We start from the raw sequence: 23296 nt of genomic DNA on the forward strand, positions 1-23296 counted from the left end.
CGCGACGGCAGGCGCGACCAAGGCCGCCGCCGCGCCGTCCCGCGCGGGCCGGCCCGTCGATGCGCGCGTCAACGGCACGCTCACGGCGAGCGGCGCGCTCGCGCCGGCCCTCACCACGAAACTGCAGTTCCGGCTCGGCGACAGCGTCTACGACGGCGTGCCGATGACGGGGCAGGGCACCGTGCAGGTGGCCGGCACGCGCCTGTTGCCGAGCACGGCCGAACTCTCGGTGGCGGGCAACCAGGTCTCGCTGAACGGCAGCTTCGGCGCGCCGGGCGACCGGCTGCGCTTCGCGATCGACGCGCCGCAGCTCGACCGGCTCGGCTTCGGCCTGCAAGGGCTGGTCGCCGCGCACGGCGAGGTGACCGGCAGCATCGCGCATCCGAACCTCGCGGCCGACTACCGGGCCACCGGCGTGGTGGTCGGCAGCAACCGGATCGGCTCGGCCGAGGGCAGCGCCGAGATTCGCGACGGCGCGAATGGCGCGCTGTCGCTGACGGTCGATGCCAGCGACCTGGCGCTCGGCTCGCTCGACCTGAAATCGGTCAAGGCGAAACTGGCCGGCACCCGCGCGCGCCACACGCTGCAGGCCTCGGCGATCGGCAATGCCGAAGGGCGCGTGATCAACCTGCAACTGGCCGCGGCGGGCGGCCTGGTCGAGACGGGTGGCGGCAGTCGCTGGGACGGCACCGTCTCGCAACTGGTCAATCGCGGCACGCCGGCCGTTTCGCTCGACGCGCCGCTGACGGTTTCGGCCGGCGCCGATCGCGTGATCCTGGGCGCCAGCAAGCTGACCGTCGAGGGCGCGGTGCTCACGCTGCGCAGCTTCGCGCTCGACCACGGCACGATCCGCACCGCCGGCACGCTCAACAACCTGTCGATCGCGCGTGCCCTGCAGGTGCGCGAGTTCCTGACCGGCGAACGCGCGCCGGTGCGCACCGACCTCGTGCTCGACGGCGACTGGGACCTGACGCTGGCCGCCAACGCCAGCGGCCACGTGCAGATCCGCCGCCGTGCCGGCGACGTGACGATCGAGGCCGGGCGCGGGATCGCCTCGCTCGGCATCACGGCGCTGGAGGCGCGCGCCGAGTTCGGCGCGGGCAACCGGCTCAATGCCACCGTGCATGCCAAGGCGAGCCGGATCGGCACCGCCGACGCGACGCTCGGCATCCCGTTCGCGATGCGCGACGGGGTGATCGGCGTGGCCGAGAACGGTCCGCTGTCGGGCAAGATCGACGTCGACGTGCCGGCGCTGCGCACCACCGGCGGCCTGCTCGGGCCGAGCTACCTGTTCGACGGGCGCGCCGCGCTCAAGCTGAGCGTGGACGGCACGCCGGCCAAGCCGGACCTGTCGGGCATGCTGACCGGCGACAATCTCTCGGTGACGGTGGTCGACCAGGGCGTGCAACTGAAGGACGGCATCGTGCGCGTGAAGCTGACCGACAACCTGGTCGATTTCCAGCAGGTGGAGTTCCACGGCGCCGACGGCACGTTGCGCGCGCTGGGCCGCGTGCGGCTCGACGGCAGCGCGCCGGATCTCGCCGCCAGCGTGGTGGCCGACAAGCTCGAGCTGTTCGCCTCGCCCGATCGCAAGCTCTCGCTGTCGGGCAGCGCCAGCGTGAAGAACGACGGCCCGCGCGGCCAGCTCGCGATCGACGGCAAGTTCACGGTCGATCGCGCGCTGTTCGACCTGCCGGAATCCTCGGCGCCCTCGCTGTCGGACGACGTGGTGATCGTGCGCCCGGACGGCACCGTGCCGGGCGAGGTCAAGACCGTGGCCGGCGTGCCGAAGTCGATCGGCGAGAAACCGGCGCCGGCGCTCGGGCCGCGCGCCAACGTCGATATCGACCTGGGCAACCAGTTCCGCTTCAAGGGGCACGGCGCCGACCTCGGCCTGCGCGGCACCATCACCGTGATGAGCGCGCCGGGCACGCCGCTGCGCGCGGTCGGCAATGTGCGCGTGACCGAGGGCTCCACTTACTCGACCTTCGGCCGCAAGCTGTCGATCGAGAACGGCTTCTTCACCTTCAACGGGCCGATCGCGAACCCCGGCATCAACATCCTCGCGATGCGCCGCAACCAGGAGGTCGAGGCCGGCGTGCAGGTCACCGGCACGGTGCAGTCGCCGACCGCCAAGCTGGTATCCGAGCCGAACGTGGCCGACAACGAGAAGCTGTCCTGGCTGCTGTTCGGGCACGGCACCGACCAGGGCAACAACCTGGGCCAGCAGAACACCATGACCACCGCGCTGGCCCTGCTCGGCAGCGCCACCGGCAAGCGCGTGGCGCAGACGGTCGGCCTCGACGAGTTCACCATCGGCCGCAGCGACGTGGGCCTGACCGATCCGCAGGTGGTGCAGCTCTCGAAGGCGATCAACGAGCGCTTCGTGCTCGGCTACGAACAGGGCCTGCAGTCGGCCAGCAATGCCTTCAAGGCGACCCTCAACCTGTCGCGCTTCTGGGCCGTGTCGGCCTATGGCGGCACCTTCCAGGGCGTCGACCTGAACTACACGCGGCGCTTCGATCGCTGGTGGTGGGCGCGGCGACGCTGAAGCGCGGCCTCGATCCGGCAAGCCCGCAAACCCGCAAACCCGACCCGCTCGCTCGCGAGCGGGTTTTTTGTTGGCTGCCTGTGGGCCTTCCGTGGCGTATTGGTAAGGAATTCGAAAAAACGATCCGAGGCGGAAATATTGCGTAAATTTGCGCCGGCCGCGCGGCCGCGGCGTGTAACGAATGTGTCACGGCAGCAGGAGAAGAATCGCGGTTTTCCATCGGGAGATCGAGAACAACATGCCGCTTCAGCCAACCCGCCACCACCTGCTCGGCCTGACGACGATCGCCGCGGCCTGCCTGCTGGCCGCCTGCAACGGCTCCGACGATTCGTCCGCGCCCGCGGCTTCCGCGCCGCCGTCTTCCCCAAGCTCGCCGTCCACGCCCGCGACGCCGGCCGCGGCCGCCTTCGCCGCCGGCAACCTGGTGGTGGCGCGCACGGTCTACGACCCGGCCCTGGTGGTGAGCGGCGCGCTGCCCTTCGACGCCACGCCCGAGGCGAGCAATCCGCCGGTCTCGACGGTCAACGCGGTGACGCCCGGCACCTTCCCGAATGTCTTCACCAACGACAGCAACGACGCCGACTTCGGCGTCACCACCAGCATGTACCTGGACCAGTGGGTGCCCGCCGCCGCGAGCCCGGCCCAGACCACCAACGTGACGGCCGCGGCCGCCGCGCTGCCCGCGCCGGAGAATTTCTCGGTGAGCTTCGCCTCGCAATCGGGCATGGGCCTGAACGTCTCGCAGGACGGCAAGTCGCTGGTCTTCATGGGCTACAACGCGGCGACCGACCGGCTCGACGTCTCCAATTCGAACACGCCCGGCGTGGTGGATCCGAGCAACAACGACATCCAGGCCGCGACCTACCGCAGCGTCGGCCAGCTCGCCTTCGCCACCGGCCAGCTCGCGTTCACGCATACCAATGCCTACAGCGGCGACGATGCGCGCGCAGCGGTGCTGGCCAACGGCGTGTACTACATGGTGGGCGCGGCCGGCAACTCGGGTTCGAGCCCGAACCCGACCTACGGTGCGCTCGACACGCTGTCGATGGACACCGGCCTGCAGAGCATCGTGCCGGGCAGCGCCTGCGCCTTCACCCAGGTGATCGGCGCGTTCCAGACCGGCAACGGCAGCAGCTACGCGCCGGCCGCGGCGGGCAGTTGCGCGCTGGGCACCGTCACCGACGCGCTGGCGAGCCAGACCTACGCCAAGAAGACCAGCATGGGCGGCAACCAGTTCGGCTTCACGCTGGCCTCGCTGAGCGGCCAGAGCTTCGACAAGACCAGCAAGGACGACAACCTGCGCGGCCTGTTCGTCGACGCGAACGGCACGATGTACGTGTCGAAGGACAGCGGCAGCAACGGCGTGGACACGGTCTACCAGGTCGGCGCTGCGGGCGCGCTGGCCGGCGGCAACACGCTGGCGCAGAACACCGCGATCACGATCGCGCCGGGTTTCCCGACCTCGACGCTGAGCGCCGCGCAGGGCGAATCCTCGTTCCCGAATCCCTGGCCGCTGGCCAACGGCGTGGGCTTCCCGTCAGGCATCTGGGTGCCGTCGAACAATACCGGTCTGATGTTCGTGGCCGACGAGGGCGACTACGACGACAGCGGCACCCAGTCCTACGCGGCGCTCGGCAGCGGCGGCCTGTGGGTCTATCGCAACCAGGGCGGCACCTGGAGCCCGATCGCGCATCTCACGGCCGGCCTGAACCTCGGCACGCCCTATACGGTCACCGATACCGCGGGCACCTACGGCACGCCGGGCGCCAGCTATACCACCGCGCCCGACGGCCTGCGCCACGTCACGGGCCGCATCAACGCCGACGGTTCGTACACGCTCTACGCCACCACCTCGACGATCGGCAACAGCCTCGGCAAGGCCTTCGATCCGGGCGCGGACTCGAACCAGCTGGTCGCCGTCACGGTATCGGTCAGCGGCTCGACCGTCACCGCCACGGGCGGCGGCTTCGCCGTGATGCAGACGGCGCCGTTCGGGCAACTGCTGCGCGGCGTGGCCGTGGTGCCGGGCGCGGCCTCGTAGCCAGGGCGCGCGCCATCCCGCCGGGCCGCTCGCGGCCGGGCGGGGCGCGATGGCGGCGCGGCATGAAAAAAGCCCGCTCACGAGGAGCGGGCCTTGCGTTTCGACCAGCCTGGCGGCGTGTCGATCAGCTCACGCGCATGCCGGGCTTGGCGCCGCTGTGCGGCTCGAGGATGTAGAGACCCGGTTCGGCGTTCTCGTCCTTCGACGAGGCGGCCAGCACCATGCCTTCCGACATGCCGAACTTCATCTTGCGCGGCGCGAGGTTGGCGACCATCACCGTCAGCTTGCCGACCAGGTCTTCCGGCTTGTAGGCCGACTTGATGCCCGAGAACACGTTGCGGGTCTTGTCCTCGCCGACGTCGAGCGTCAGTTGCAGCAGCTTGTCCGAGCCCTCGACGGCCTGGCAGGCGACGATCTTCGCGATGCGCAGGTCGATCCTGGTGAAATCGTCGATCGAGATGGTGCCGTCGCCGGCCGGCGCGGCGGCTTCCTTGGCAGGCTTCTTCTTCGCGTCCTTGGCGTCCTTCGAGGCCTTGGCCGCGCCCTCGGCGCCGGCGGCCGCGTCGGTGGCGCCCAGCGAGTCGCGGTTGGCGGCCAGCAGTGCGTCGATCTGCTTCGGGTCGACGCGCGTCATCAGGTGCTGGTAGGCGTTGATCGGCTGCGTCGAGGACAGCGGCGTGGCCGCGCTGGCCCAGCTGAGCGGCGCGATGCCGAGGAAGGCCTCGACGGCCTCCACCAGCGTCGGCAGCACCGGCTTGAGCGCGAGCGACAGCAGGCGGAACGCCTCCAGGCTGACGCTGCAGGTCTCGTGCAGGGCCACCGCGTTGGCCGGGTCCTTGGCCTGCTCCCAGGGCTTGGCGGTATCGACGTAGCCGTTCACCGCGTCGGCCAGCTCCATGGTCTGGCGCAGCGCGCGGCTATACTCGCGCGCCTCGTAGTGCGCGGCGATCTGCGGGATCGCCTCGCGCAGCGAGGCCAGCAGCGGGTGGTTCATCGCGCTGTCCTGCACGCGGCCCTCGAAGCGCTTGATCAGGAAGCCCGCCGCGCGGCTCGCGATGTTCACGTACTTGCCGACCAGGTCGCTGTTCACGCGCGCCTGGAAGTCCGCGAGGTTCAGGTCGAGGTCTTCCATGGTCGCGTTCAGCTTGGCCGCGTAGTAGTAGCGCAGCCATTCCGGGTTCATGCCGGTGTCGATCACGCTCTTGGCGGTAATGAAGGTGCCGCGCGACTTCGACATCTTCGCGCCGTCCACCGTCAGGAAGCCGTGCGCGAACACGTTGGTCGGCGTGCGATGGCCCGAGAACTCGAGCATCGCCGGCCAGAACAGCGTGTGGAAGTAGAGGATGTCCTTGCCGATGAAGTGGTACTGCTCGGCGGTCGAGCCGGGGCGCGTCCAGGCCTCGAAATCGAGGCCGAGCTTGTCGGCGAGGTTCTTGAAGCTCGCGTAGTAGCCGACCGGCGCGTCGAGCCAGACGTAGAAGTACTTGCCGGGCGCGCCGGGGATCTCGAAGCCGAAGTAGGGCGCGTCGCGCGAGATGTCCCAGTCGGCCAGCCTGGCCTCGCCTTCGTCGCCGAGCCATTCGCGCATCTTGTTGGTGGCCTCGGGCTGCGCCAGGCCGCCCACCCAGCCGCGCAGGAAGTTCTCGCAGCGCGGGTCGGACAGCTTGAAGAAGTGGTGCGTCGAGGTCTTGCGCACCGGCGTGGCGCCGGACACCACCGAGTAGGGATTGATCAGCTCGGTGGGCTGGTAGGTCGAGCCGCAGACCTCGCAACTGTCGCCGTATTGATCCTTGGCGTGGCACTTCGGGCACTCGCCCTTGATGAAGCGGTCCGGCAGGAACATCTCCTTGACCGGGTCGTAGGCCTGCTCGATGTCGCGCTCGGCGATCAGGCCCGCTTCCTTCAGCGCGAGATAGATGTTCTCGCTGAGGACGCGGTTCTCCTCGGAATCGGTGGTGTAGAAATTGTCGAAGGAGATCCCGTAGCTGTCGAAGTCGCGCTTGTGCTCGCCCCAGACGCGCTCGATCAGCTGCTTCGGGCTCAGGCCTTCCTGCTCCGCGCGCAGCATGACCGGCGTGCCGTGCGTGTCGTCGGCACCGATGTAGTAGACCTCGTGGCCGTGCATTCGCAGCGTCCGCACCCAGATGTCGGTCTGGATGTACTCGACCAGGTGGCCGATGTGGATTTGCCCGTTCGCATAGGGCAGTGCGGAGGTGACGAGGATCTGGCGGCGGCTCGAAGGCGCGCCGGCCTGCACGGTATTGAGGTCGGATGCGGACATAGGGTCGTCTGGAAAGCCGCGAGGTGCGCGGCGGTACGGGGAAACGCGTAGGAATCTGCGATTCTAGCAGGCGGGCGGGAATCGATCGCCGCCTCGCGCGCGGGCCGCCGGAATGGGCCGTTTTCGTGCTGTTTTCAGCCCGGAAACGCGGCAAAGCGCGGATTCTTCCGCGACGGCCGTGACAGTCTTACGACGTGCTTTCGTCGATGCCGGGCTCGACGGCGGCAGTGGTTCGCCGGCACCTGGCAGCCAGTTCGGGAAGGGAAAAGCCTGGAGGGAATCGATGCGCCATCGCCCGAATTGCTGCATTGCAGCAGGCGAGCGGCAGGCAAAAAAAACCGGGGCGACTTTTGCCCCGGAGCAACAACGACAAGAGGAGAATGGTGACGCGTCTGCAAAGCAACAGTCGCGTACCGTAAGGAAAGACCCGGCGCTTTCGAATAAGTTCGAAAAAATTTGCGAATCTTCACAGACAGCCGCGAAAGCCTTGCCGGGCGGGCCTGTGTGCATCGCGCACGGCGGCCCGCCCGTCCTCCCGTGAGTCGTCCTCGCTTACTGCTGCTGCTGTTGCGGCGCGCGCAGGTAGATCTCGACGCGACGGTTCTGCGCGCGGCCAGCCTCGGTGGCGTTGTCGGCCACCGGGTTCGAGGCGCCCATGCCTTGCGCGCCCAGGCGGCCGCCCGCGACGCCGCGCTGCACCAGCGCGGTCACCACGCTGGTCGCGCGGTTCTGCGACAGCGACTGGTTATGCGCGGCCGAACCGGTGCTGTCGGTGTAGCCGACCACCGAGGCGGTGACCTGCGGGTTCTGGTTCAGCGTCGAGGCCAGGTCGTTGAGCAGCGGGGCGAAGGCCGGCGTGATCGCGTACTGGTCGGTCGCGAATGTCACCGAGCTCGGCACGTTCAGCTTCAGCGAGCCGTCCGGCTGTTCCGTCACCTGGGTGCCGGTCTTCTGGGCCGACGGTGCCAGGCGGTTCTTGATCGCCTGCCAGTTGTAGCCGGTCACGCCGCCGACCAGGGCGCCCACGCCGGCGCCGATCGCCGCGCCCTTGCCGCCGCCCGCGAGAGCGCCGATGCCTGCGCCGAGTGCCGCGCCGGCACCCGTGCCGACGGCGGTGTTGTTGCCTTGCGGCGAGGCGCAGCCAGCCAGCAGGGCGCCTGCGAGGGCGAAGACGGACAGGCGCGTCGCGATTTTGGTATTCATGTCGAGTTCCTCTCTGAAGTGAACGAGTCGGTCACTACGCGGTGGAGCGCCTCGCGTTGACGAGGCGCCTCAGGCGGGCCGCATGCCCCGTTCGGGACCAAGGCTGTTCGGACGGAGCGGCGTCCAGCCTCTACAATATAGGCGCTGCGGGGCCGATGTGGCCCCGACCTGCGCCGCTCGCGATCATTGCGCCGCGGCCGGTTTCGCGCAATGTCGTGCAATAAATTCTTTCACTTTTCCCGCCCGCCGCGCCGCAATCTGACGATTGATGACGTTTCGTCGGCAGAATCGTCGGTATCGAGGCGATTTCGTGACATGCGGGCGAGGTGGTACCCACGGAGTTTCGATGAGTATTGAACGGGCCACTGTCGACGCCGCGCTCGCGGCGCTCGTCGACCCCAACACCGGCCGCCCCTATGCGGCCAACAAGGGCATTCGCGAGGTCTCGATCGACGGCGACACGGTTTCCGTCAGCGTGGTGCTCGGTTACCCGGCGCTCAGCCAGCACGAGGACGTGCGCCAGCGCGTGGCCACCGCGCTGGCCCAGGTGCCGGGCGTGCGCGCCGCGCGCGTGGCGGTGAGCCAGGACATCGTCGCCCATACCGTGCAGCGCGGCGTGAAGCTGCTGCCGAACGTGAAGAACATCGTGGCGGTGGCCTCGGGCAAGGGCGGCGTGGGCAAGAGCACCACCGCCGTCAACCTGGCCCTGGCGCTGTCGCAGGAAGGCACCTCGGTGGGCATCCTCGACGCCGACATCTACGGCCCCTCGCTGCCGACCATGCTCGGCGTGCACGGCCGCCCCGACTCGCCCGACGACAAGTCCATGAACCCGCTGGTGGGCCACGGCCTGCAGGCCAACTCGATCGGCTTCCTGATCGACGAGGACAATCCGATGGTCTGGCGCGGGCCGATGGCGACCTCGGCGCTGGAACAGTTGCTGCGACAGACCAACTGGCAGGACCTGGACTACCTGATCGTCGACATGCCGCCGGGCACCGGCGACATCCAGCTCACGCTGGCGCAGCGCGTGCCGGTGACCGGCGCGGTGATCGTCACCACGCCGCAGGACATCGCCCTGCTCGACGCCAAGAAGGGCCTCAAGATGTTCGAGAAGGTGGGCATCCCGATCCTCGGCATCGTCGAGAACATGAGCATCCACGTCTGCTCGAACTGCGGGCACGAGGAACACGTGTTCGGCGCGGGGGGCGCCGCGCGCATGGCGGCCGACTACGGCGTGCCGGTGCTCGGCAGCCTGCCGCTGGACATCGCGATCCGCGAGCAGGCCGACAGCGGCACGCCGACCGTGGCCGCCGCGCCCGATTCCGCGGTGGCGGCGCGCTATCGCGAGATCGCGCGGCAGGTGGCGATCGCGATCGCCGAGCGCGCGAAGGACATGAGCGCGAAATTCCCCTCGATCGTGGTTCAAAATACGTAAAACCAGGCGCGCGGCGATGTTTCACGCGGGGCAGCCGGGGTATGATGACGACTTTTCCCCTGGTCCCCTTTTTCTGTACGGCCAGCGCGGCTGCCTACCCGGCAAGCGCGCCGGCGTGAGGATCGCATGAAACAACGATTCGACGGGACGGCTGGCGTCACCGCGCTCGCCGTCCTGGCCGCGACGGTCCTGCTCAATGGCTGCACCTCCTTCGCGTCGACCCACGAGAAGCGCGCCGACGCGATGCTGCAGCCGACCGTCGGCAGCCAGACGCGCGGCGCGGTGAGCTTCGTCGAGCGCCCCGACGGGGTGCAGGTCACCTACAACATCGTCGGCCTGCCGCCCAACAGCGACCACGCGCTGCAGATCCACGAGCGCGGCGACTGCAACGCCGTGGACGGCTCCAGCGCCGGCCCGGTGTTCGCGCCCGCGGCCGACCGGCTGCGCGCCGGCGCGCGCGTGGCGGGCGACCTCGGCAACCTCCATGCCGATTCCACCGGCGTGGCGGCCGGCTTCATCGTGGCCCCCGACCTCGCGCTCGACGGCGTGCGCTCGGTGCTCAACCGCTCGGTCCTGATCCATCGCGACGCCAGCGACCCGGCCTTCCCCCAGCACGGCGCGGGGCCCGGCCTCGCCTGCGGCGTGGCGCGCCAATGACGCGCCGCCGCGCGGCGGCCGCGATCGCGTAAAATGTGCGCCTTTCCCAGCCGCCGGCCCGCCCGGCGGCGCGACCCCGATCTGTAGCCCTATCTGGCGCCTTTTTATGAGCATCAAGTCCGACAAGTGGATCCGGCGCATGGCCGAGCAACACAAGATGATCGAGCCCTTCGTGCCCGACCAGGTCCGCGCGTCCGAGGACGGCCGCAGGATCGTCAGCTACGGCACCTCGAGCTACGGCTACGACATCCGCTGCGCCGACGAATTCAAGATCTTCACCAACATCAATTCGACCATCGTCGATCCCAAGAACTTCGACGAAGGCTCCTTCGTCGACTTCAAGGGCGATGTCTGCATCATCCCGCCGAACTCGTTCGCGCTGGCGCGCACCGTCGAATACTTCCGGATCCCGCGCACCGTGCTGACGGTCTGCCTGGGCAAGTCCACCTACGCGCGCTGCGGCATCATCGTCAACGTCACGCCCTTCGAGCCCGAATGGGAAGGCTACGTGACGCTCGAGTTCTCGAACACCACGCCGCTGCCGGCCAAGATCTACGCGAACGAGGGCGTCGCGCAGGTGCTGTTCTTCGAGAGCGACGAGGTCTGCGACGTGTCCTACGCCGATCGCGGCGGAAAGTACCAGGGCCAGCGCGGTGTCACGCTGCCGAAAACCTGATCTGGTTGTTTACCCGCTACGCCAACCAGTGACCGGGTGACCGCTGTGCTTCGCGCGCCGCGGTCGTTCTTTTTGGAGATTCGCCCATGAAGTTTCGTTTTCCCGTCGTCATCATCGACGAAGATTTCCGCTCCGAGAACATCTCGGGCTCCGGCATCCGGGCACTTGCCGAAGCGATCGAGAAGGAAGGGGTGGAAGTCCTCGGCCTGACGAGCTACGGCGATCTGACCTCGTTCGCGCAGCAGTCGAGCCGCGCGTCGTGCTTCATCCTGTCGATCGACGACGACGAGCTGATGCTCGGGGAAACCGGCCCGGACGGCGAACTGCCCGAACTGGCCACCGCCATCCTGGAACTGCGCGCCTTCGTGACCGAAGTGCGCCGCCGCAACGCCGACATCCCGATCTTCCTGTACGGCGAGACGCGCACCTCGCGCCATATCCCGAACGACGTGCTGCGCGAGCTGCACGGCTTCATCCACATGTTCGAGGACACGCCGGAGTTCGTGGCGCGCCACATCATCCGCGAGACCAAGGTCTACCTCGATTCGCTGGCGCCGCCGTTCTTCAAGGAGCTGGTCAAGTACGCCGACGAGGGCTCCTATTCGTGGCATTGCCCGGGGCACTCGGGCGGGGTGGCTTTCCTGAAGAACCCGCTCGGCCAGATGTTCCACCAGTTCTTCGGCGAGAACATGCTGCGCGCCGACGTCTGCAACGCCGTCGACGAGCTCGGCCAGCTGCTCGACCATACCGGCCCGGTGGCCGCCTCGGAGCGCAATGCCGCGCGCATCTTCAGTGCCGACCACCTGTTCTTCGTCACCAACGGCACCTCGACCTCGAACAAGATCGTCTGGCACGCCAACGTGGCGCCGGGCGACATCGTGCTGGTCGACCGCAACTGCCACAAGTCGATCCTGCACGCGATCACCATGACGCATGCGATTCCCGTGTTCCTGACGCCGACGCGCAACCACTTCGGCATCATCGGGCCGATCCCGCGCGACGAGTTCAAGCCGGAGAACATCCGCAAGAAGATCGAGGCGAACCCGTTCGCGCGCGAGGCGCTGCAGAAGAACCCGAACGCCAAGCCGCGGATCCTGACGATCACCCAGAGCACCTACGACGGCGTGATCTACAACGTCGAGCACATCAAGGACCTGCTGGGCGACCTGCTCGACACGCTGCACTTCGACGAGGCCTGGCTGCCGCACGCGGAATTCCACGAGTTCTACCGCGACATGCACGCGATCGGCGCGGGCCGTCCGCGCACCGGCTCGCTGGTGTTCGCCACGCACTCCACCCACAAGCTGCTGGCCGGCATCTCGCAGGCCTCGCAGATCGTGGTGCAGGACTCGGAGAACCGCACCTTCGACAAGCACCGCTTCAACGAGGCCTACCTGATGCATACCTCGACCAGCCCGCAGTACGCCATCATCGCCTCGTGCGACGTGGCCGCCGCGATGATGGAGCCGCCCGGCGGCACCGCGCTGGTCGAGGAGTCGATCGCCGAGGCGATCGAGTTCCGCCGCGCGATGCGCAAGGTCGACGCCGAATACGGCGACGACTGGTTCTTCTCGGTGTGGGGCCCGGACACGCTGCCCGAGGAAGGGATCGGCTCGCGCGAGGACTGGATCCTGCGCCCGAACGACCGCTGGCACGGCTTCGGCCCGCTCGCGGAAGGCTTCAACATGCTGGACCCGATCAAGGCCACCATCATCACCCCGGGCCTGGACGTGGACGGCGAGTTCGGCGAGACCGGGATCCCGGCGGCGATCGTCACCAAGTACCTAGCCGAGCACGGCATCATCGTCGAGAAGACCGGCCTTTACTCGTTCTTCATCATGTTCACGATCGGCATCACCAAGGGCCGCTGGAACTCGATGGTCACCGAGCTGCAGCAGTTCAAGGACGACTACGACAACAACCAGCCGCTCTGGCGCGTGCTGCCCGAGTTCGTGGCGCAGTTCCCGATCTACGAGCGCGTCGGCCTGCGCGACCTCTGCACGCAGATCCACGACGTCTACCGCGCCAACGACATCGCGCGCCTGACCACCGAGATGTACCTCTCGGACATGGAGCCGGCGATGAAGGCCTCGGACGCGTTCGCCAAGCTCGCGCACCGCGAGATCGACCGCGTGCCGCTCGACGAGCTGGAAGGGCGCGTCACCAGCATCCTGCTCACGCCGTATCCGCCGGGCATTCCGCTGCTGATCCCGGGCGAGCGCTTCAATGCCACGATCGTCAACTACCTGCGTTTCGCCCGTGATTTCAACGAGCGTTTCCCGGGTTTCCATACCGACGTGCATGGCCTGGTGGCCGAGGAAGTGAACGGGCGCGTCGAGTACTACGTCGACTGCGTGCGCGACTGACGATGAGCAGGCTCGGGACCTCGGCCCAGGCGCGCGGCTGGCGCGCGCACGCTGCCTTCGCGTCGGCGGTGCTGGCCTTCGCGGGCTGGCTCGGCGCGGCCGCGCCGGTGCGGGCCGAGGTCGCGGCCGCCGATCCGGTCGACGTGGCGATGCGCCAGTGCCTGGCGCGGCGCGACCGCTCCTCGACGGTCGGCCAGATCCAGTGCATGGACGAGGCGCGCACCAAGTGGCTCGCGGCCGTCGACGAGGCCTTCCAGCAACTGACGAACGTGGCGCCGCCGGCCGCCAGGCGCGGCTGGCAGGAAAGCCAGCGGCGCTGGCTGCTGTGGCGCAAGGACGAGACCCTGCTGACGCAGGCCGTCTACGCCACCACCAGCGGCACCATGTACGCGATGGCGAGCGCGGACATGCGGATCCAGCCGGTGCGCGATCGCGCGCTGTCGCTGCGCGACGCGGCCGATCGTTATGCTCGGCCCAACGGCGGCGCCGATGCCGTGCATCGCGTGCGGGCCTGCTCGGACGACGCGGCCTGCGAGCACGCGCTGTTCGACCTGAACCGCTATTACGTGAAGCTGCAAAAGCGCATGCCGGCGCGTTCGCGGCCGATGCTGGTGCGCGCCCAGCGCGCCTGGGTGAGCTTCCGCGACGGCACCACGCCGATGATCAGCGAGGAGCAGCGCGTCGACCTGATCGGCGCGCGCGTGGCCACGCTCAAGCGGCTGTCGGAGACGGTCAACAACAAGTGAGCCTGGCCCTGCCGTCGGCGGGCGCCATGAAAAAAACGGACGCCGAGGCGTCCGTTTTCGTTTGGGCGGGTGCCCGCGCGCCGGGCTCAGTCGAGCGCCGCGCGGGCCGCCGCGATCGCGGCGCGCACCTGCTCGGGCGCGGTGCCGCCCGGGTGGTTGCGGCTCGCCACCGAGCCTTCCAGCGTCAGGTAGCCGAACACGTCGTCGCCGATCAGATGGGCGACGTTCGGCAGTTCCTGCTTCATTTCCTCGAGCGTCAGGTCGGCCAGGTCGATGCCGCGGTCGTCGCAGACCTTGACCGCGTGCGCGACCGCTTCGTGCGCGTCGCGGAACGGCAGGCCGCGCTTGACCAGGTAGTCGGCCAGGTCGGTCGCGGTCGAGAAGCCCTGCAGGGCGGCCGCGCGCATCGCCTCGGCCTTGACCGTGATGCCGGCCACCATCTCGGCGAAGATCCGCAGCGTGTCGGCCACCGTGTCGACGGTGTCGAACAGCGGCTCCTTGTCTTCCTGGTTGTCCTTGTTGTAGGCCAGCGGCTGGCCCTTCATCAGCGTCAGCAGGGCCATCAGGTGGCCGTTGACGCGGCCGGTCTTGCCGCGCGCGAGCTCGGGCACGTCCGGGTTCTTCTTCTGCGGCATGATCGACGAGCCGGTGCAGAAGCGGTCGGCGATGTCGATGAAGCCCACGCGCGGGCTCATCCACAGCACCAGCTCTTCCGAGAAGCGCGAGATGTGCGTCATCACCAGCGCGGCGGCGGCGGTGAATTCGATCGCGAAGTCGCGATCGGACACGGCGTCCAGCGAGTTGGCGCAGATCCCGTCGAAGCCGAGCGTGGCGGCCACCGCGTGGCGGTCGATCGGGTAGCTGGTGCCGGCCAGCGCGGCCGCGCCCAGCGGCAGGCGGTTGACGCGCGCGCGGCAGTCGCGCATGCGGCCCGCGTCGCGCGTGAACATCTCGACATAGGCCAGCAGGTGATGGCCGAAGGTGACCGGCTGCGCCACCTGCAGGTGGGTGAAGCCCGGCAGGATGGTGGCGGCGTGCTGCTCGGCCAGCGTCAGCAGCGCGCGGCGCAGCTCGACCAGCAGCTCGCCGATGCGGTCGATCTCGCCGCGCAGCCACAGGCGGATGTCGGTGGCGACCTGGTCGTTGCGCGAGCGGCCGGTGTGCAGGCGCTTGCCGGCATCGCCGATCAGCGCGGTCAGGCGCGCCTCGATGTTCAGGTGGACGTCCTCGAGGTCGAGCTGCCACTCGAATTCGCCGCGCTCGATCTCGCCCTGGATCTGCGCCATGCCGCGCTCGATCGCGGCCAGGTCGTCGGCGCTGATGATCTTCTGCGCGGCGAGCATCTTCGCGTGCGCGAGCGAGCCGGCGATGTCGACCAGGGCCAGGCGCTTGTCGAAGAACACCGACGAGGTATAGCGCTTGACCAGTTCCGACATCGGTTCCGAGAAGCGGGCCGACCAGGCCTCGCCCTTTTTGTGCAATTGGGACGTCATGGCGATTCGTAAGGAGGGTGGAGCGGCGCGAGCCGCAGAGCAGATGCGGATTCTAGCATTCGACGGCGCCCGGCCCGGCCGGCGGCGGGGACGGAACGGCGCGCGGCCCGGCGGCGGCGTGTGGTCAGCGCGGCGGGGCGGCTTCGGGTTCGAGCGCGGCGGCCTGGCCCGCCTCGGCCGGCGCGCCGGGGATCAGCACCACGAATTTCAGGTCCTCGCGATGCGCGGGCTTCAGCGTGGTCTGCTGGTAGACCAGGTGGCCGTCGCGCGGGTGCGTGAAGGCGCGTTCGCCGCCCTCGCGCTCGACCACGTCCTGCGAGGCCCAGTAATGCGCGAAGGCTTCGCTGCCGGCCAGCAGCGCGTCGATCAGGCCGCGGGTGGGCGCGTCGTTCAGGTGGCGGATCGAATCGGCGCGGAATTCGGCCACCAGCCGCCGCGCGCGCGTGTCCCAATCGACGATCAGCGCGCGCGCGGCCGGCGAGAGGAAGGTGAAGCGCAGCAGGTTGCGGTCGTGGTCGCCGTCCAGCCAGCCCGCGAACAGCGCGGCGGCCGGCGCGTTCCAGGCCAGCGCGTTCCATTGACGGTCGAGCACGTAGGCGGGCGCCGCCACCAGGTCGACCGCGGCCACCAGCGTGTCGGGCACGTCGGCGGTGGCCAGCTCCGGCTCGGCCGGGTCGCGCTGGGCGGCCAGCTCGAACAGGTAGGCGCGCTCGGCGCGCGACAGGCGCAGCGCCACGGCGATCCGAGCCAGCGCGTCGGCCGAGGCCGAGACTTGCCGGCCCTGTTCGATCCAGGTGTACCAGGTCGGGCTCACGCCGCAGAGCTGGGCCACTTCCTCGCGGCGCAGGCCCGGCGTGCGCCGGCGCGGGCCCGGCGGCAGGCCGAGCGCCTCGGGCGTGAGGCGCTCGCGGTGGGCGCGGATGAAATCGCCGAGCGCGCGCGCCGGGGTGGCGTCGAGCGGGGGCGGAGCGGGGCGGGACGGGCTCATGGGCGGGGCAGGGCGGGTCAGGACGAACGCTGGGGCGGAACGGGGCGGGCGCGAGGTGCGCCGCCTTGGTGGCGGGTAGTGCAGATACCGGGATACATCCCGGATCGATACTGGTACCCGCGCGTTCGCCATTGTAGCGGGTCGTCGCGCGCGGCGTGCCGGCACTGGGCGGGACGGGGCGATGGACACGAGGGCGCGCAGCGGCGCTCGGGGCGTGGATCGTCGGCCGGGCCGCCCGCGTGAACGGCGGCCCCTGAAACGACGAGGCGCGGACGCCGTTGCCGATGTCCGCGCCTCGTCAGTGAGTACCCTGACAGCCGGCCGCGCGAGAGCGCCGCCGGCCATCGAGCTCCGTCTTCCGCCTCAGCCGGTATTGCGCAGGCCCGCCGCGATGCCGTTGATGGTCAGATGGATCCCGCGCCGCACGCGCGCATTGGTGTCGCCCGCGCGGTGCCGCTTGATCAGCTCGACCTGCAGGTGGTTGAGCGGATCGAGGTAGGGGAAGCGATTCTTGATCGAACGCGCCAGCAGCGGGTTGGCCGCCAGCCGCGCCTGGTGGCCGGTGATCTCGGCCAGCGCGGCGGCGGTGCGCTCCCATTCGGCGACGATGCGCGCGAACACGTGCTTGCGCAGCTTCTTGTCGGCCACCAGCTCGGCGTAGCGCGAGGCCACGGCCAGGTCGGTCTTGGCCAGCACCATGTCCATGTTCGACAGCAGGTGCGAGAAGAACGGCCAGCTGCGGTTCATCTTCTGCAGCAGGGCCAGGCGCTTGGCGCGCTCGGCCGCGGGGTTGGCCGAGTTCGCCGCGCCGTCGAGGTAGGCCGCGAAGGCGCTGCCGAAGCCGTACCAGCCGGTCAGCAGCAGCCGGCACTGGCCCCACGAGAAGCCCCAGGGAATTGCGCGCAGGTCCTCGATCTTGCGGTTCTTCGGGTCCTGCAGCTTGCGCGAGGCCGGGCGGCTGCCGATGTTGAGCTCGGCGATCTCGCTGATCGGCGTCGAGGAGAAGAAGTAGTCCTTGAAGCCGGGCGTCTCGTAGACCAGCGCGCGATAGGCGCCCATCGCCGCGTCCGACAGCGTCTGCATGGTCGCCTCGAAGGCCGGCAGTTGCGCGGGCGCGTTGTTGCGCGGCAGCAGCGAGGCCTCCAGCGTGGCGGCCACCACGGTTTCCAGGTTGCGCCGGCCGATCTCGGGGTTCGAGAACTTGCTGGCGATCACCTCGCCCTGCTCGGTCAGGCGGATCTGGCCGTTCACGGTGCCCGGCGGCTGCGAGAGGATCGCCTGGTAGGTCGGGCCGCCGCCGCGGCCGACCGTGCCGCCGCGGCCGTGGAACAGGCGCAGCTTGATGCCCTGGGCGCTGAACAGCTCCACCAGGGACAGCTCGGCGCGATACAGCTCCCAGTTCGAGGTCAGGAAGCCGCCGTCCTTGTTGCTGTCCGAGTAGCCGAGCATGACTTCCTGCTCGCCGCCCTGGTGGGCGACCAGCGCCTGCATGCCGGGCAGCGCGAAGTAGTCGCGCATGATCTCGGGCGCGTTCTGCAGGTCGGCGATGGTCTCGAACAGCGGGATCACCATCAGGCCGTGCCGGGCATGGCCGTGCGCGCCGAAGCTGCCTTCCAGCAAGCCGGTTTCCTTCTGCAGCAGCAGCACCTCGACCAGGTCCGACACCGTTTCGGTGTGCGAGATGATGTAGTTGCGCACCGCGCGCGGGCCGAACTGGGCACGCACGTCGCGGGCCTTCTCGAGCACGCCGAGTTCGCTCTTCGCGAGATCGGAATAGTCGAGGTAGGGGATGCGCAGCGGGCGCGGGTCGGCCAGCGCGGCCAGCAGCACGCGCAGCTTGTCGGCTTCGGCGAGCGCCGCGTAGTCGGCCTCGACGCCGGCGCGCGCGAACAGCTCGGCGATCACCGCCTCGTGGATGTCCGAGCTCTGGCGCAGGTCGATGCTGGCCAGGTGGAAGCCGAACACCTCGGCGGCGCGCACCAGCGGTGCCAGGCGCGGCGTGGTCAGCGAGGCGCCGTGATGCGCGACCAGCGATTCCTGCAGCACGCGCAAATCGCGCGCGAAGGCCTCGGAGTCGGCATAGGGCGTGGCGCGCACCGGCGGCGCGCCGCGGCCGGCGCTGCGCACCGCCACCACGCCCTCGCCCAGGCGCACCCGGGCGCTGGCGGCGATGCGCGTGTAGATGCCGATCAGCGCGCGCCGGTAGGGCTCGTCGACGCGATGCGGCGACTGGTCGGGCGAGGCCGCGGCCAGCGCCTTCACTTCGTCGCTGGCGCCCACCAGCAGGTGCGAGACCGACAGCTCGGCGCCGAGCTTGTGGACCTGCTCCAGGTAGTGCTCGAGGATCACCGTGCCCTGCCGATGGATCGCCTCCTCCAGGGTGGCGGCGGTCACGTTCGGGTTGCCGTCGCGGTCGCCGCCGATCCAGCTGCCCATCTGGAAGAAGGCCGGCACGCGCGCGTCCAGGCCGTGCTCGGCCAGCGCCTCCTCGATGTCGGCGTAGAGCGCCGGCAGCTCGTCGAGGAAGGTGGCGCGGTAATAGGACAGCGCGTTGTCGATCTCGTCGCCGACCGTCAGGCGCGCGTCGCGCAGCATGCGGGTCTGCCACAGCGAGGTCACGCGCGCGCGCAGCAGCGATTCGTTGTGCGAGCGCTCGCGCGTGGTCAGTTGCTGGTCGCGCTCGGCGAGCAGGCGGGCGATGTCGTGCTGGGCGTCGAGGATGCTCTTGCGCTGCACCTCGGTCGGGTGGGCGGTCAGCACCGGCACGATCAGGGCCTCGTCGAAGAAGCGGCGGATCACCTCGGCCGAGGCGTCGCCGGCGTCCTTCAGCGTCTGCAGCGCGAAGCCGACCGTGCCGGCCTGCGGCGTCGAGCCGGCCAGCGCGTGGATGCGGCGGCGGCGGTTGTGATGGCGGTCCTCGGCGATATTGGCCAGGTGCGAGAAGTAGCTGAAGGCGCGCACCACGCTGACGGTCTGCTCGGGCGTGAGCTTGCGCAGCATGCGGTCGAGCGTCTGCGCGGCCTCGCGGTCGTCCTCGCGGCGGAATTTCACGGCGTGCTGGCGGATCGTCTCGACCACCTGGAACACCGCGTCGCCTTCCTGCTCGCGCACCACGTCGCCGAGCAGGCGTCCCAGGTAGCGGATGTCCTCGAACAGCGGCTGGTCCTTGTCCTCGCGCGTACGGCCGTTCGTTTTCGGCGCGGCGGCGCGCTTGGGCGAGGTGGTCGAGCGGGCCGAGGTGGCCGAGGTGGCCGGGGCGGCGGGTTTCGTGGTCGCGGCGCTTGCCTGCTTGGTTTCCGGCTTGGCGGCCGCCTTGCTGGCGGTCTTGCGGGCCGGTTTCGTCGTGGCTGGGCCGGCCGGGCTGGCGGCCTGCTTGCCGCGCGCTTGCGCGGGCGCTTCGGCGGGTGCCGGCGCGGTGACGTTGGACGAGGCAGTATTGCGGCGCGCGGCGCGCGCCGATCCGGAGGACTTCACGATGGGTTTCCTTGGGAAAGCACGAGTGAACGGGAGACTTCGGGCACTGACTGCGATACGGGAAACAGCGGCGGCGGACCGCCGCGCACCACGCCGGCCGCCGGCGGGCGGCCTCGCTCGCGCGCCGCGCCGCCCGGGAAAAGGGGACGGGCGTGCGTGCTACCATTGTCCGATCCTGATTCCCGTCCTTCGATGCCGCTGCAATGAATTCCGAGACTCTTACGGCCGACGCTCCGGCGACGCTCACCATCGCTTCGCGGGAAAGCCGCCTGGCGATGTGGCAGGCTGAACATGTGCGTGATGCGCTGCGCAAATTATATCCAGCTTGCGACGTGAAAATCCTCGGGATGACCACGCGCGGTGACCAGATTCTCGACCGTACCTTGTCAAAGGTCGGCGGCAAGGGTCTATTCGTGAAGGAACTGGAGAATGCGCTGGCCGACGGCCGGGCCGACCTGGCGGTGCATTCGCTCAAGGACGTGCCGATGTCGCTGCCCGAGGGCTTCGTGCTGAGCACCGTGATGAGCCGCGAGGATCCGCGCGACGCCTTCGTCTCCAATGATTACGCCTCGCTCGACGATCTGCCCACCGGCGCGATCGTCGGCACCTCCAGCCTGCGCCGCGAGGCGATGCTGCGCGCCCACTATCTGGACTTCGACGTCCGCCCGCTGCGCGGCAATCTCGATACGCGCCTGGCCAAGCTCGATCGCGGCGACTACGCGGCGATCATCCTGGCCGCGGCCGGGCTCAAGCGGCTCGGGCTCGGCGATCGGATCCGCGCGCTGATCGACGTCGAGACCAGCCCGCCGGCCGCCGGCCAGGGCGCGCTCGGCATCGAGATCGCGGCCGCGCGCACCGACGTGGCGCGCTGGCTCGCGCCGCTGCACGACAGCGCCACCGCGCTGGCCGCCGAGGCCGAGCGGATGGTGTCGCGCGCGCTGGGCGGCAGTTGCTCGGTGCCGCTGGCCGCGCATGCGATCTGGCACGGCGAGCGGCTCGAGCTGACGGGGCGCGTGTCGAACACCAGCGGCACGCGCGTGCTGACGGTGCGCCAGGACGCGGCCGTGACCACCCCCGACGAGGCGCTCGCGCTCGGCAAACAGGTGTCCGACGAACTCGAACGGCAGGGCGCCTTCGAGATCATCGAGGCGCTGCTCGGAGACCAGACCCGATGACCCGGACCCGCGCGTTCACGGCAGTGCTGACGAAGCCCGAGGGGCAATCGGCTGCGCTCGCCGCGCAACTCGCGGCGGCCGGCATCGAGGCCTTCGACTTCCCGCTCATCGACATCGCGCCGGTGGCCGATCCGGCGCCGCTCGACGCGGCCTTCGCGCGGCTCGATGCCTATGCGCTGGTGGTGTTCGTCTCGCCGAACGCGATCGACCGGGCGCTGGCGCGTTTCAACGCGATCTGGCCGCATTCGCTGCCGGTCGGCGTGGTCGGTCCCGGCAGCGTGGCCGCGCTGGCGCGCCACGGCATCGCGGCGCCCGCGCATCGCGTGATCGCGCCCGGCACGCAGCCCGAGGACAAGGGCGGCGACGAACCGCGCTACGACTCGGAAAGCCTTTACGCGCAGATCGAGCGCGCCTTCGTTCCTGTCGTGCCGCGTGCTTCGTCGGGCGCCGGCGCGGGCGTCGCCACCGACGACCATGGTCGTCATGGCGGCGATGAATGCAGCAGCGAGGGCGCGAAGCCCGTCGTTCCCGGCGATCCAGCCGGCGCCGCGGCCCAGCCTCTCGCGAACCCGGGCCCCGATTCCTCCCCTTCGTCCGATTCCCCCGCAGCGCCGGCCGCGGTTGGCCCGCTGGTCGGCCCGCTGGCCGGCAAGCGCGTGCTGATCGTGCGCGGCGACGGCGGCCGCGACTGGCTCTCGAACCGGCTGCGCGAGGCCGGCGCCGAGGTCGAGCTGGTGGCCGCCTACCGCCGCATCGTGCCGGAGCCCTCGATCGGTGCCTGGGAGCGCGTGCACGCGCTGCTGGCGGGCGAGCCGCATGCCTGGCTGGTGACCAGCTCGGAAGGCGTGCGCAACCTGCGCGAGCTGGCCGACGAGCACCTGACCGGCGCCGAGCGCGACGCGCTGCGGCACGCGCCGCTGGTCGCGCCCCATCCGCGCATCGCGGATACGGCGCGGGCCATGGGTTTTGATACGATTACGCAGTCCGGCGCGGGCGATGAGCGCATCGTCCACGCCTTCCGAACGTTGGCCGACTCGGCCGCTCACGCGGCGCAAGCCGCATCGGTGCCCTCTCGCATGACAGATACCAACGATTCCAGCAAGGCTTCCTCCCAGGCCGCCGCCGCGCCCCCGCGGCCCGCGACGCCGTCCAATGCCCCCTTCACGCCCTTCGAGGCGCAGCCGCCGCGCCGCTCGGGCGGTACCGCCGGCGTGCTGCTGTGGTGCGTGGTGGTGGTGCTGGCCTGCGCGGCTGGCGCGGGCGGCTTCGTGCTGAACCGCAAGATCGAGAAGCTCGACCAGCTCGCGGTGCAGCGGCAGAAGGCGCTCGACGCGGCGACCGCCGAGATCCGCAACAAGTCCGACCAGGCGCTGGCCAACGCGCACCAGGTGGACGGCCAGCTCTCGCAGCTCGCCGGCAAGCTGTCCGACGCGCAGGCGCAGCAGCAGGCGCTGCAGCAGCAATACCAGGATCTCTCGCGCAATCGCGACGCCTGGCTGCTCGACCAGGTCGAGCAGACCCTGTCCGGCGCGAGCCAGCAATTGCAGTTGACGGGCAACGTCCCGCTGGCCCTGGTCGCGCTGCAGAACGCCGATCAACAATTGGCGACCTCGCAGGGCGCGCAGGCGATCGCGGTGCGCAAGGCCATCGCGCAGGACATCGACAAGCTCAAGGGCGCGCCCTCGGTGGATCTCACCGGCCTGGCCATCAAGCTCGACGACGCGATCGGCCGGATCGACGCGCTGCCGCTGTCGGGCGAGGCGCCGATCGGGCAGGCGCGGCCGCGCGCCGCCCACCCGGGCGATATCGCCAGCGAGGCGGCCGCGACCGGCCAGCCGCGCTGGAAGGTCTGGTGGCACGAGGTGAGCACCGGCATCGGCGCGCAACTGACCAGCCTGGTGCAGGTGCGCCGCATCGACAATGCCGATGCGATGCTGACCTCGCCCGAGCAGGGCTACTTCGTGCGCGAGAACGTCAAGCTGCGGCTGCTGACGGCGCGCCTGTCGCTGCTCGCGCGCAACGATTCGGCGATGAAGTCGGACCTGCACGCGGCGCAGGCGGCGCTCGCCCATTACTTCGACGCCTCGTCGAAGGACACCCGGACCGTCGAGGATCTGTTGAAGCAGGTCGATGCCGCGTCGCTGTCGGTGGCGGTGCCGAACCTGAGCACCAGCCTCAACGCCATCCAACAGTTCAAGAGCCGGGGTTGA

General features: G+C 69.7%; 15 protein-coding genes. 10 read left to right on the top strand and 5 right to left on the bottom strand.

Translation table 11 applies throughout. The features are described 5' to 3' along the window. Both F3J10_RS09105 and F3J10_RS09110 read left to right on the top strand, forming a co-directional pair. Positions 1-2551: translocation/assembly module TamB domain-containing protein (locus tag F3J10_RS09105; protein WP_205200226.1), on the top strand; the 2551-nt coding region annotated here is incomplete at its 5' end. Positions 2552-2789: 238 nt separating this feature from the next. Continuing rightward, a complete protein-coding gene (locus tag F3J10_RS09110; protein ID WP_167241923.1) occupies positions 2790-4592 on the top strand; it encodes a hypothetical protein in 1803 nt (600 codons plus the stop codon). A 124-nt stretch (positions 4593-4716) separates the two neighbouring features. Here F3J10_RS09110 and metG read toward each other — a convergent pair whose 3' ends face one another. Further along, on the bottom strand, positions 4717-6873 hold the full coding sequence (metG, locus tag F3J10_RS09115; RefSeq protein WP_167241924.1) for a methionine--tRNA ligase: 2157 nt from the start codon (positions 6871-6873) through the stop codon (positions 4717-4719). Positions 6874-6985: 112 nt separating this feature from the next. Between metG and F3J10_RS09120 the strand changes: the two genes are divergently transcribed. Further along, positions 6986-7414: a hypothetical protein gene (locus F3J10_RS09120; RefSeq protein ID WP_167241925.1), complete on the top strand. Its 429-nt coding sequence runs from the start codon at positions 6986-6988 to the stop codon at positions 7412-7414. A gap of 11 nt (positions 7415-7425) precedes the next feature. Here F3J10_RS09120 and F3J10_RS09125 read toward each other — a convergent pair whose 3' ends face one another. Then, entirely contained in the window at positions 7426-8076 is a 651-nt protein-coding gene (locus F3J10_RS09125) for an OmpA family protein (protein ID WP_025096615.1), read from the bottom strand. Positions 8077-8422: 346 nt separating this feature from the next. On the opposite strand from F3J10_RS09125, the gene apbC reads away from it, so the two are divergent. The 5 genes from apbC (at position 8423) to F3J10_RS09150 (ending at position 13956) form a co-directional block, all read left to right on the top strand. Then, positions 8423-9511 carry an iron-sulfur cluster carrier protein ApbC gene (apbC, locus tag F3J10_RS09130; RefSeq protein WP_167241926.1) on the top strand — a complete coding sequence of 363 codons (1089 nt, stop codon included), beginning with the start codon at positions 8423-8425 and terminating at the stop codon, positions 9509-9511. Between the two features lie 126 nt (positions 9512-9637). After that, on the top strand, positions 9638-10168 hold the full coding sequence (locus tag F3J10_RS09135; protein WP_013699056.1) for a superoxide dismutase family protein: 531 nt from the start codon (positions 9638-9640) through the stop codon (positions 10166-10168). A 106-nt stretch (positions 10169-10274) separates the two neighbouring features. Further along, positions 10275-10844, top strand: a complete 570-nt coding sequence (gene dcd / locus F3J10_RS09140) for a dCTP deaminase (RefSeq protein WP_013699055.1) — start codon at positions 10275-10277, stop codon at positions 10842-10844. Positions 10845-10930: 86 nt separating this feature from the next. Next, entirely contained in the window at positions 10931-13210 is a 2280-nt protein-coding gene (locus tag F3J10_RS09145; protein ID WP_013699054.1) for an arginine/lysine/ornithine decarboxylase, read from the top strand. A 2-nt stretch (positions 13211-13212) separates the two neighbouring features. Then, the gene (locus F3J10_RS09150) at positions 13213-13956 is read left to right on the top strand and encodes a lysozyme inhibitor LprI family protein (RefSeq protein WP_167241927.1); all 744 of its coding nucleotides are present in this window, start codon (positions 13213-13215) and stop codon (positions 13954-13956) included. An 86-nt stretch (positions 13957-14042) separates the two neighbouring features. On the opposite strand, the gene argH is transcribed toward F3J10_RS09150, so the two are convergent. From argH to ppc, 3 genes are all read right to left on the bottom strand, one after another. After that, positions 14043-15449 carry an argininosuccinate lyase gene (gene argH, locus F3J10_RS09155; RefSeq protein ID WP_167234799.1) on the bottom strand — a complete coding sequence of 469 codons (1407 nt, stop codon included), beginning with the start codon at positions 15447-15449 and terminating at the stop codon, positions 14043-14045. A 124-nt stretch (positions 15450-15573) separates the two neighbouring features. Then, positions 15574-16437 (bottom strand): helix-turn-helix transcriptional regulator, encoded by an 864-nt coding sequence (locus F3J10_RS09160; protein ID WP_025096611.1) that lies wholly within the window; start codon positions 16435-16437, stop codon positions 15574-15576. Between the two features lie 363 nt (positions 16438-16800). Further along, complete coding sequence (gene ppc, locus F3J10_RS09165) at positions 16801-19911, bottom strand: phosphoenolpyruvate carboxylase (protein ID WP_167241928.1); 3111 nt, start codon at positions 19909-19911, stop codon at positions 16801-16803. Between the two features lie 203 nt (positions 19912-20114). On the opposite strand from ppc, the gene hemC reads away from it, so the two are divergent. Then, on the top strand, positions 20115-21086 hold the full coding sequence (gene hemC, locus F3J10_RS09170) for a hydroxymethylbilane synthase (RefSeq protein WP_025096609.1): 972 nt from the start codon (positions 20115-20117) through the stop codon (positions 21084-21086). Then, complete coding sequence (hemDX, locus tag F3J10_RS09175; RefSeq protein WP_167241929.1) at positions 21083-23296, top strand: fused uroporphyrinogen-III synthase HemD/membrane protein HemX; 2214 nt, start codon at positions 21083-21085, stop codon at positions 23294-23296. Before hemC ends, hemDX begins: the two co-directional genes overlap by 4 nt.

Origin of the sequence: Burkholderia sp. Cy-637 (genome assembly GCF_011753175.1) — a bacterium.
Classification (GTDB): Bacteria; Pseudomonadota; Gammaproteobacteria; order Burkholderiales; family Burkholderiaceae; genus Burkholderia; species Burkholderia gladioli.

Coding starts and splice junctions, on each gene's coding strand:
- F3J10_RS09110 (WP_167241923.1), top strand. CDS start 2,790: ATGCCGCTTCAGCCAACCCGCCACCACCTGCTCGGCCTGACGACGATC.
- F3J10_RS09150 (WP_167241927.1), top strand. CDS start 13,213: ATGAGCAGGCTCGGGACCTCGGCCCAGGCGCGCGGCTGGCGCGCGCAC.
- F3J10_RS09145 (WP_013699054.1), top strand. CDS start 10,931: ATGAAGTTTCGTTTTCCCGTCGTCATCATCGACGAAGATTTCCGCTCC.
- hemC (WP_025096609.1), top strand. CDS start 20,115: ATGAATTCCGAGACTCTTACGGCCGACGCTCCGGCGACGCTCACCATC.
- F3J10_RS09120 (WP_167241925.1), top strand. CDS start 6,986: ATGGGCCGTTTTCGTGCTGTTTTCAGCCCGGAAACGCGGCAAAGCGCG.
- F3J10_RS09135 (WP_013699056.1), top strand. CDS start 9,638: ATGAAACAACGATTCGACGGGACGGCTGGCGTCACCGCGCTCGCCGTC.
- apbC (WP_167241926.1), top strand. CDS start 8,423: ATGAGTATTGAACGGGCCACTGTCGACGCCGCGCTCGCGGCGCTCGTC.
- dcd (WP_013699055.1), top strand. CDS start 10,275: ATGAGCATCAAGTCCGACAAGTGGATCCGGCGCATGGCCGAGCAACAC.
- argH (WP_167234799.1), bottom strand. CDS start 15,449: ATGACGTCCCAATTGCACAAAAAGGGCGAGGCCTGGTCGGCCCGCTTC.
- metG (WP_167241924.1), bottom strand. CDS start 6,873: ATGTCCGCATCCGACCTCAATACCGTGCAGGCCGGCGCGCCTTCGAGC.
- F3J10_RS09125 (WP_025096615.1), bottom strand. CDS start 8,076: ATGAATACCAAAATCGCGACGCGCCTGTCCGTCTTCGCCCTCGCAGGC.
- hemDX (WP_167241929.1), top strand. CDS start 21,083: ATGACCCGGACCCGCGCGTTCACGGCAGTGCTGACGAAGCCCGAGGGG.
- F3J10_RS09160 (WP_025096611.1), bottom strand. CDS start 16,437: ATGAGCCCGTCCCGCCCCGCTCCGCCCCCGCTCGACGCCACCCCGGCG.